The sequence below is a fragment of the bacterium genome (genome assembly GCA_035559435.1).
Classification (GTDB): Bacteria; Zixibacteria; MSB-5A5; order WJJR01; family WJJR01; genus JACQFV01.
The window spans coordinates 1-8,316 of record DATMBC010000104.1; the positions used below are offsets into that span (position 1 = coordinate 1).

At 65.6% G+C, this 8,316-nt stretch carries 12 protein-coding genes and 1 tRNA gene; 12 read left to right on the forward strand and 1 reads right to left on the reverse strand.

The window, feature by feature from the left end:
- Positions 1-1,235 (reverse strand): aldehyde dehydrogenase family protein (locus VNN55_12500; protein ID HWO58371.1); only part of this gene is annotated, 1,235 nt, incomplete at its 3' end.
- Between the two features lie 566 nt (positions 1,236-1,801).
- Between VNN55_12500 and VNN55_12505 the strand changes: the two genes are divergently transcribed.
- The 12 genes from VNN55_12505 (at position 1,802) to VNN55_12560 (ending at position 8,252) form a co-directional block, all read left to right on the forward strand.
- Entirely contained in the window at positions 1,802-2,560 is a 759-nt protein-coding gene (locus VNN55_12505) for a FliA/WhiG family RNA polymerase sigma factor (protein ID HWO58372.1), read from the forward strand.
- Positions 2,553-3,785: a DUF2225 domain-containing protein gene (locus VNN55_12510; GenBank protein HWO58373.1), complete on the forward strand. Its 1,233-nt coding sequence runs from the start codon at positions 2,553-2,555 to the stop codon at positions 3,783-3,785. The genes VNN55_12505 and VNN55_12510 overlap by 8 nt, the downstream gene beginning before the upstream one ends.
- A 53-nt stretch (positions 3,786-3,838) precedes the next feature.
- The gene (locus VNN55_12515) at positions 3,839-4,312 is read left to right on the forward strand and encodes a PilZ domain-containing protein (protein HWO58374.1); all 474 of its coding nucleotides are present in this window, start codon (positions 3,839-3,841) and stop codon (positions 4,310-4,312) included.
- 32 nt (positions 4,313-4,344) lie between these two features.
- Positions 4,345-4,824 carry a hypothetical protein gene (locus VNN55_12520; GenBank protein HWO58375.1) on the forward strand — a complete coding sequence of 160 codons (480 nt, stop codon included), beginning with the start codon at positions 4,345-4,347 and terminating at the stop codon, positions 4,822-4,824.
- Positions 4,825-4,854: 30 nt separating this feature from the next.
- Complete coding sequence (locus VNN55_12525; GenBank protein ID HWO58376.1) at positions 4,855-5,667, forward strand: flagellar basal body P-ring protein FlgI; 813 nt, start codon at positions 4,855-4,857, stop codon at positions 5,665-5,667.
- 210 nt (positions 5,668-5,877) lie between these two features.
- Positions 5,878-6,216 carry a carbon storage regulator CsrA gene (gene csrA / locus VNN55_12530; protein HWO58377.1) on the forward strand — a complete coding sequence of 113 codons (339 nt, stop codon included), beginning with the start codon at positions 5,878-5,880 and terminating at the stop codon, positions 6,214-6,216.
- A gap of 4 nt (positions 6,217-6,220) precedes the next feature.
- On the forward strand, positions 6,221-6,415 hold the full coding sequence (locus VNN55_12535; GenBank protein ID HWO58378.1) for a hypothetical protein: 195 nt from the start codon (positions 6,221-6,223) through the stop codon (positions 6,413-6,415).
- 19 nt (positions 6,416-6,434) lie between these two features.
- Positions 6,435-6,908 carry a flagellar assembly protein FliW gene (fliW, locus tag VNN55_12540; GenBank protein HWO58379.1) on the forward strand — a complete coding sequence of 158 codons (474 nt, stop codon included), beginning with the start codon at positions 6,435-6,437 and terminating at the stop codon, positions 6,906-6,908.
- A 48-nt stretch (positions 6,909-6,956) separates the two neighbouring features.
- Positions 6,957-7,151 (forward strand): hypothetical protein, encoded by a 195-nt coding sequence (locus tag VNN55_12545; GenBank protein ID HWO58380.1) that lies wholly within the window; start codon positions 6,957-6,959, stop codon positions 7,149-7,151.
- 12 nt (positions 7,152-7,163) lie between these two features.
- Complete coding sequence (locus VNN55_12550) at positions 7,164-7,550, forward strand: hypothetical protein (protein ID HWO58381.1); 387 nt, start codon at positions 7,164-7,166, stop codon at positions 7,548-7,550.
- Between the two features lie 299 nt (positions 7,551-7,849).
- Positions 7,850-8,116 (forward strand): hypothetical protein, encoded by a 267-nt coding sequence (locus VNN55_12555; protein HWO58382.1) that lies wholly within the window; start codon positions 7,850-7,852, stop codon positions 8,114-8,116.
- A 59-nt stretch (positions 8,117-8,175) separates the two neighbouring features.
- A tRNA-Val gene (locus VNN55_12560) sits at positions 8,176-8,252 on the forward strand.
- The last annotated feature ends 64 nt before the right edge of the window (positions 8,253-8,316 follow it).

Genomic DNA, 8,316 nt, shown 5'->3' on the forward strand with positions numbered 1-8,316 from the left:
TCCTGGGTGAAGATGCCCGCCTGCAGTCCATACTGTGAGTCGTTGACCATGGCAATCGCCTCGTCCAGCGTGCGGTAGCTGGTCACATTGACCACCGGCCCGAAGACCTCCTGGCAATTGAGCCGCGCGGTGTTAGGGGCATCGGCGACCACCGTGGGGGCAATCACATTTCCCGTCCGCCCGCCGCCGCAGAGGATGCGTGCTCCCAGCGACGCGGCTTCGGCGATCCACGCCGCCACACGGTCGGCGTTGCTGCGATCGATTAACGGTCCGCAGATGGTCGTCGGGTCCTGTGGGTCGCCGTACGGTATCGCCGCGGTTACCGCCAGCAGTTCATGCGTGAGCGGCGCCGCGACCGACGCATGGACAAAGATGCGCTGGACCGAGATGCAGGACTGCCCGGCATACCCGAACGCGCCCATCGCCAATTTCTGCGCCGCCAGCTTCAGATCGGCGTCCGGTTCGACAATTGCGCCGGCGTTGCCGCCCAGCTCGAGCGTGACCCGTTTCTGCGGCAGCCGTCCCTTGAGGCCCCAGCCGACTTCGGCCGAACCGGTGAACGTCACCATCGCCACACGCGGATCGTCGACCAACGTCGCGGCATCGCCGCCGCCGACAAGCACCACGTTCAGCGCGCCGGTCGGCAGCCCGGACTCATGCGCGATCCGCGCCAACGCCGCGCCGGTCGATGGCGTCTGCGACGCCGGCTTCAGGACCATTGTGCAGCCGGCGGCGATGGCCGGAGCGATCTTGTGCGCCGCCAGATTGAGAGGAAAGTTAAACGGCGTAATCGCCGCCACCAGTCCCAGCGGAAACCGTCGCACCACCGCGGTCTTGCCGGTTCCGGGAGCATATCCGTCCAGCGGAAACATCTCATCGGCCGACAGCCGCGCGCAGCGCGCCGCCTCGCTGATGGTCTGGGCGCAACGGTCGGCTTCCAGACGCGCCAGCGCGATCGGCTTTCCCGCTTCCTCGACCAGCAACTGCGCCAGCGATTCGCGTTCCGCGGCGACGCGTCGGGCCATCCCATCGAGAATCTGCGCCCGCTCGTGATGCGGCATCCGCCGCATGGTCGCGCGCGCGTCGGCGGCTAGGTCCAACGCGCGATGGACCTGCGGCGCGCCGGCCATGAATGCGCGGGTGACCACGCGGTCATCATAGGGCGAGCGAATCTCCCGCGCGGCGCCGCCCTCCGGCTCCCAACAGCCGCCTATAAAGGATGTCAATGTCCGCATTCGGCCTCCGTCACGATGATGTCCGTCGCGTGACAAAAGACAGAATAACACGATCGCTGCTGCCGATAAACATCGGAGAGGGCGTGGCGAGGGCTTCTTGACACCCTCGCGCGCCGCCTACGTACTATTGCCGCGATCCCACAGTTCGCGGCCCCGCCCATGCGGAGTTTTCGGCCGCATCACCGGAAAAAACTTCCGTGTCGCGCCACGGCCGTCCGCAAAGTCCATGCTCGCCAACGCCGCAAAGTCGTTCGCGCACAACGACGCTGCAAATCTCTGCAGAGTTGGCACCGCCCTTGCTCAAGAACTGGACGAGACAGGCGTTCTGCGCCTCGGGGAGGTCGCAGATCGAAGACGACGTCAGGCCGACGAACGCTCAACGGACACTCACGGCCGGCGCGGACACCTGCTTCCAATTCAAACAGCATATCGAACGACATTGGAGTCAAACACCAACCAACATGGAGTCTAAGCCCATGCCAGCGACCGCGAGCTTGCCGCGACCGACACGGACTTCCGCCACCAGCAAAACCGCCGCCCGCCCCAAACGGGCCCCCGAGCCGCCCATGAGCGCCGCCCGTCAATGGGAGGCCTGGCGCTTCTCCGGCGATCCCGAAATACGCGACCAGCTGCTTTCGCGCTACCTGCCGCTGGTGCGCAATGTCGCCGGACGCATGGCGCTGGGGTTCCCCAAGTCGGTGGAACTGCCCGACCTGGTGTCGACCGGCGTGATCGGCCTGATCGAGGCGTTCAAGAACTTCGATCCCGACCGCGGCGTGAAGTTTGAGACCTTCGCGGTGCCGCGCATCCGCGGCGCCATCCTCGATGAACTGCGCTCACTGGACTGGGTGCCGCGCTCGACCCGCGCCAAGGCGCGCGAGATCGACCGCTCCACCACCAGGCTGGAAAACCGCCTCGGACGCACCCCGACCCGCACCGAACTGGCCGAGGACCTGAAGATCTCGATATCCGAGCTCCATGACGCCATCGACGATGTCTCCGGCACCACCATCCTATCGCTGGATGAACTGGTCTACCGCGAGGAGGACAACCGCCAGGTGCCGCGGGTCGAAACGCTCGAATGCCCCAACGCCGACAGCGTCCTGCGCGACATCGAACGCCAGGAGCTTCGCGCCTTCCTGATCAACGCCATCGCCAATCTCACCCAGCAGGAGAAGCTGGTGATCGCGCTCTACTACTATGAGGAACTGACGCTGCGCGAGATCGGCGAGACAATGAACATCTCGGAGTCGCGGGTCTCGCAGATCCACACCAAGTCGGTGGGGAAACTGCGCAACATGGTGCGGGAGCGCTTCGGTGTCTGAGGCCCATCCCCGCGCCGCATCGGATGCCGGCGAAGCGATGATGACCACCGGTGACGAGCACCCCATCCAGCTGGTCCGGGTGACCTGTCCGGTCTGCCGCACGGTCAACGAGTACGAGACCGTGCGACCCGGCGCCTACATCGAGGTCGGGACCGACACCGACTTCCGTCCGCTGTCGCGTCGCTGGACCCATCCCGGCTACCAGGCGGTGCATCCGCTCCTGTATTTCACCGCCACCTGCTCGACCTGCTTTTTCACCCGCGAGATGACCCGCGCCTTCCGTGACGGGGAGACGACGCAGGGCTGCAAGCCGGAAGTCTGGCGCGAGGTGCGCCGCCGCCATCTCGAGGAACTGGCCAATCCCAACAGCGTCATCCGCCGCCTGAGCGCCTCGCTGTGGCCGCAGTCCTATCCCTACCGCACTGCGATCAGCAAACTGCTGTTGGCCGTGCACTGCGAGCACCTGCTACCGACGCCGTCGCATTCCGATCTGGCGCGCTGGTACTTGCGCATCGCCTGGCTGTTTTGCGATCTGTCGCCGCGGCCGGGGGTCGACTGGACCTCGCCGTTGGCGCAAAGCCGCCGCGACTGGACCCGCGCGCTGGCAGAGATGGCCGCCGACGTGGAACGTCTGCGGGCGCGCGCCGCCGGCATGACCCGGTTCCTGCAGAGCCACCCGGAGGCGGTCCAACGCAATCCCGACGATGATCTGCGCCCCGCACAGTGCCGGCAACATCTCTATCAGCTCGATGAGCATCTGCTGACTTTGGAGCAGACCGTGGCCGCGCTCAACGCCGACCCCGCCGCGGATGCCGGCTTTGTCGGCGCCCCCGACGGCGCCCTGGTCAATGAGCCATTCGGCGACTATCCGTCGTACACCGACTTCCTGCGCGCGCTGAAGATGGATTCGCCGTTGGTGGCGATCCACGAGGAGGACGCCCGTCTGCGCGCGCTGCATCACTACAAACTGGCCTTTGACGCGCACGGCGGCATCGCGGCGGGCAACGGCGCGATGATGACCGCCTATCTGATCGGCGAACTGGCCCGCCGTCTGGCCTACTTCGACGAGGCCGAACGGCACTTCGCGTTGGCGCGAGAGGCCGCCGCCGCCGCCATCGCCGACAGCGGCGCCGATCGCAGCCGCTCGGCGCTGGCCCGGCACATCGCCGATTTGGCCGAACGGCAGGCGAGCCGTCTCTACGACGTCGCCGCCGGCAACGAATGACAATTCATGGGACGTGCAGTGCACATGGGACGCCAGCCATTTTGGGGGAACAGATGAAGAGCAACAACCAGCCCGGTCACAACTCCGCGAATCGGCAGAAACGCCGCTTCGTGCGCATCGAAGTCTTCTCGCCGGTCTCCTTCAATTCCGTCGTGGTCGAACCCGATAAACGGGTCCGCCTGCATCCGGAGAAGAAGTCCGGCGTGCTGCTCAATCTCTCCGGCGGCGGGGTCCTGGTTTCGACCACCGACCACGTCACGGAAGGGGAGTTCCTGCTGATGAAGTTCGATGTCCACGGCTTCGATGCCCTGACCAACGTCATCGGCAAGGTCAAACGGGTGGAGCGTTGCGAGGACGGCGAAATCCTCATGGGCGTCGAGTTCCTGGCGGTGGAGCAGATCGACGACCCGGTGATCGCTCATGGACTGGCCCGGATGGCCGATCATCCCAAGGAGTTCTCGCAGGGTCTGTCGCGGCTGATTTCGCGCTATGTCTTCCAGCGGCAGATCGAAATCGAGACGGAATAACCGACCGCGGCATGGCCGCATTGGGGGCAGGCATGGACGGAGACGTCCGCATTCCTGATCCGGATCTGCAGAACGATATCGGGCAGGTGGTCGCCTCCGTTCGCGATTTGGGCGAACGGGCGCGCTTCCTGGCCGTTAATCTGGCGGTCGCCACCGCCAAACTGAAGCAGATGCAGGTCGGCGGTGCCCGGCTTAACCAGGAATTGCTCGATCTGGTCGCCAAGGTGACGCGGGTGGCGCATGATGTCTCCGATGCCGTCACCGCCATCGATCAGGGGTTTGCCCAGACCAAGCCGCAATCGCAGCACCTCTGGAACGCCGTCGAAACCATCGGCGTGCCTGATGAGCGCACGCTGGAACGGCTGTCGCAATCGCTCAATGACACGCTGGAATTGGCCCGTCACCTGTTGCGCTGGGTGCGCCAGGTCGCCCCGGCCGATCTGAACATGCCCGCGGAACCCGGCAAGCCCACATGGGTCGAGCCGGGACCGGGATCAACACGTCCCGAATAGGCCCGAATGGGCGGCAGGGGAGAGTGCGCAGTGCCGAAGTCTCGTCGTCAGCGTCCGTTTTGCCCGATTCCCGTCCGCGTCTGGCTGACTGCCGTGCTGGCCCTCCCGGTTGTGGCCGCCCTCGCCGCCGATAATCCCGGCCGCAGCGTCTGCCTGCGCGATATCTCCTACGTCCTCGGACCACCGGTAACGGTTTCGGGGTATGGCGTGGTCGTGGGCCTGCCCGGCACCGGCGATGGCGCGGTCATTCCCCACACCGACGTTACCTTCGCTGCCACGCTACGACATCTGGGCATTGCCTTGCCCGATGTCCCGATCCCGGTTGGCACCGCGGCGGCGGTCTTCGTTCAGGCCGAGATCTGCCCCGGAGTCAATCCCGGCGCGCCGCTGCCGGCACGTGTGGTCGCGCTGGGCGATGCGACGACGCTGGCCGGCGGAACGCTCCTGCCGGTCGATCTGCATTCGCCCGACGGTCAGTTTCATATGCAGGCCTCCGGCGCCATCGATCCGGCCGCGTCGATTCCCTGCGGCCTGAGTCCGGCGACCGCCTGGATGAATCAGGGCGCAGTGGCCGCCTCGACCTGCTTTATGACCGCGGTGCCCGAACGCGACTTCATCCTCGAAGCGCGCGGGCTGGCCGATGCGCAATTGCCCTTGTTGGCCGAGCGCATCAATGCCGTCTTCGGCCAGATCGCCCGCGCCCACTCCGGCTGCGACATCGAGATCAACCTGCCGCCGGCGTACGCGTCGTTCGATGAGCGGGTCAGTCTCATTGCCCAGTTGGCGGCGCTCCCGGTCGATGATCTGCTTCCGCGCATCCTCGCCGAAGGCCCGGTGCCGTAATCCGGCCGCCCGTCTATCGGGCGATTCCCACACCCCGTGTCCGGTTTCTGAACATCCGCGCGCCGTCCGCGGCCGCGCGTGATCGTTTCCCGATGATTTCTCGTCAACTTTGCCTCGATGCGATTCAGGAGCCCCGCGCGCCCGCCGATAGAAACACTGAGCAGGACTCGTGACGGCGCGGAGGCCATCACGCAACACCAGGGAGGGTGAATGCTCATTCTCACGCGCAAGCAGGGTGAGAGCATCACCATCGGAGATGACATCAAAGTCACCGTGCTGGGTGTCTATGGCCGCCAGGTGCGCCTGGGGGTCGATGCGCCCATCAAGGTTGTGGTGCACCGCGAAGAGGTCTACCTGAAGATCAAGGAAGAAAACAAGAAGGCGCGGTCGCTGAAGACCGACATTGCCGGACTGGCCCGTCTCATCAAGGGCAAGGTGAAAGGCGATGACCCCGGCGCCGACTCCGCCGGCGGCATCGAACTGAAGGCCGGCCCGCGTCCGCACCATGGCATCCACCCGCAACGACGCCCTCGGGCACAGGGAGAGTGAACCGATGAGCCTCTTTGGCCGCAAACCTGATGCGACCCCGTCGCCGTCCGCCGGACCCGGCAAGGGGTCCGACAGCATCCAGCGCCATCACCGTCACCACACCATTCACGTTCCCCATAGCCGTCAGCATGAACACGCCTCCGAGCCGCCGCGCGGCGTCGACTCGAATTTCTGCTACGGCGAGGACCAGGACGCTTGATCGCCGGGGGAGGGACGCCGTGACCGACGTTGCAGCCGACATCGCATTCACCGACACCACCGCCGACACGCCCGGAGCGCGCACGCTGACTTTTCCGCGCGGCCTGCTGGGCTTTGAAGACAACCACAGATTCCGCATCGAACGCGACCCCGCCTGGGAACCGTTCGCGCGGTTGCGCTCGCTGGAGGAGCCGCGGCTGTCGTTTGTAATCGCTCCGCCGCGCGTGTTCGTGCCCGATTACACCGTGCGCATCGACCCCATGGAGATCGCCGAGCTGCGCGCCCGCGACGCGGCCGACACCGAACTGTGGGTCATTCTCACCGTCCCCGAGGACCCGCGCCGCATGTCCGCCAATCTGCAGGGGCCGGTGGTGATCAACCGCCGCAACGGGCTGGGCAAGCAGTTGGTGCTCACCCGCAGTCAGTATCCGACCCGGTTTATGGTGCTCGGCGAAGAGTCTGTCGCTGAGACCGAGCCGGCCATCTCGGTGTAAAAACCGATCCGGGGACCGCCCGGACGGCCCGTGCCAAGAGGTTTCCGCATGCGTAAGACCAAACGTTCGCAGCGTTCACGGCTGATCCGCAAGTGGGATGGGACGCCGGTGGCCGACAGTACCATCCCGGAGCCGGAGCCGCCGCTTGCGCCCGAGCCGGCGCGGATGCCGAAGCCGCGCCGCGAACAGTTGTTCTTCGAACCCGATTACGAGGATGAGATCGCCGGCGCCGCCGGCCATTAACGGACCATCGCCATGACGGACATCACCACCGGTATTCGCGGCCCTGAACAGCTCGTCGAGTTTCTCAACGGCGAACTGGGCTTCTATCGCTCGCTCTGCGCCCTCCTGCAGAAACAGCGCGACCGCCTCGCCCGCGGCGAGGAACGTGAAATCCCCGCCGACCTCGAAGAGATCGGCTTCCTGCAAAAGCAGATCGAGGCCGGCGAGGCGCTCCTGCGCCGCGCCCGCGACGAGGGCGCCGATCAGTTCAGCGACTGGCTCACCCACGCCGAAGTGGTCGATGTGGTCAAACGCATCGCCGCCATGGTCAGCCGCTGTCGCAACCTGACGATGGAATGCGAGCGCCTCTCGCAGGAACGTCTCGATTCCGAGCCCATCCGTTCGGACATCCACGAATAATCCTCACTCTCGCGGTGGGCGCGCTGCGCGCCCACCGTTCGCTTTGTCTTGTCACGCGAGGGCGAGGCTCCTGCTGAGCCGCGGTGGCTACATAGCAATCAGGCTGTGGCGGCTCGCCGGGAGGCTCGCCCTCCCTGACCATCCCATCGTCCACGGGCGAACGACAACACGTTGGCCACCCGTCACTTCCCCCAAACTGTTACTCCTTGTTTGACTCGCCCGCCTGCGCCGCCGATACTACTCGTGGGGGGCGCCGGGCTGGCTATGACCGCCGGGTCCGGGAAGGGAACGTGCCGATCATGACATCTCGCCCGAACGATCCCGCCGGCAATCTCGGTCCGGACAAGGAGCATCCGCCCTCCACGAGCCCCTTAGGCGACGATGCGGCGATCCGTGAGGCCATCGCCCGTCTCATGCTGGAGGATGCCGACACCACCCCGCTGGACGACACCCAGCGCCAGGCCCGTGTCGATGAACTCCGCCGTCAAATCGAAAAGGGCGACTACGCCGCCGAGGAGAAAATCGGCGACATCGTCGACCGGCTGCTGAAAAAGTGGCGCCTGTGACGCCGGATAAACACTTGCGCCCTTGTAAGTTCGCCTGTTATGTTTAGCGGATGAAACGGGGGCGATTAGCTCAGTTGGTTAGAGTGCTTGCTTGACATGCAAGAGGTCACTGGTTCAACTCCAGTATCGCCCACCATGGCCGGACACTACGTGCACCCATCCCAACCCCTCTGGCTGATCGCGTTTTCGCGTACGACCGC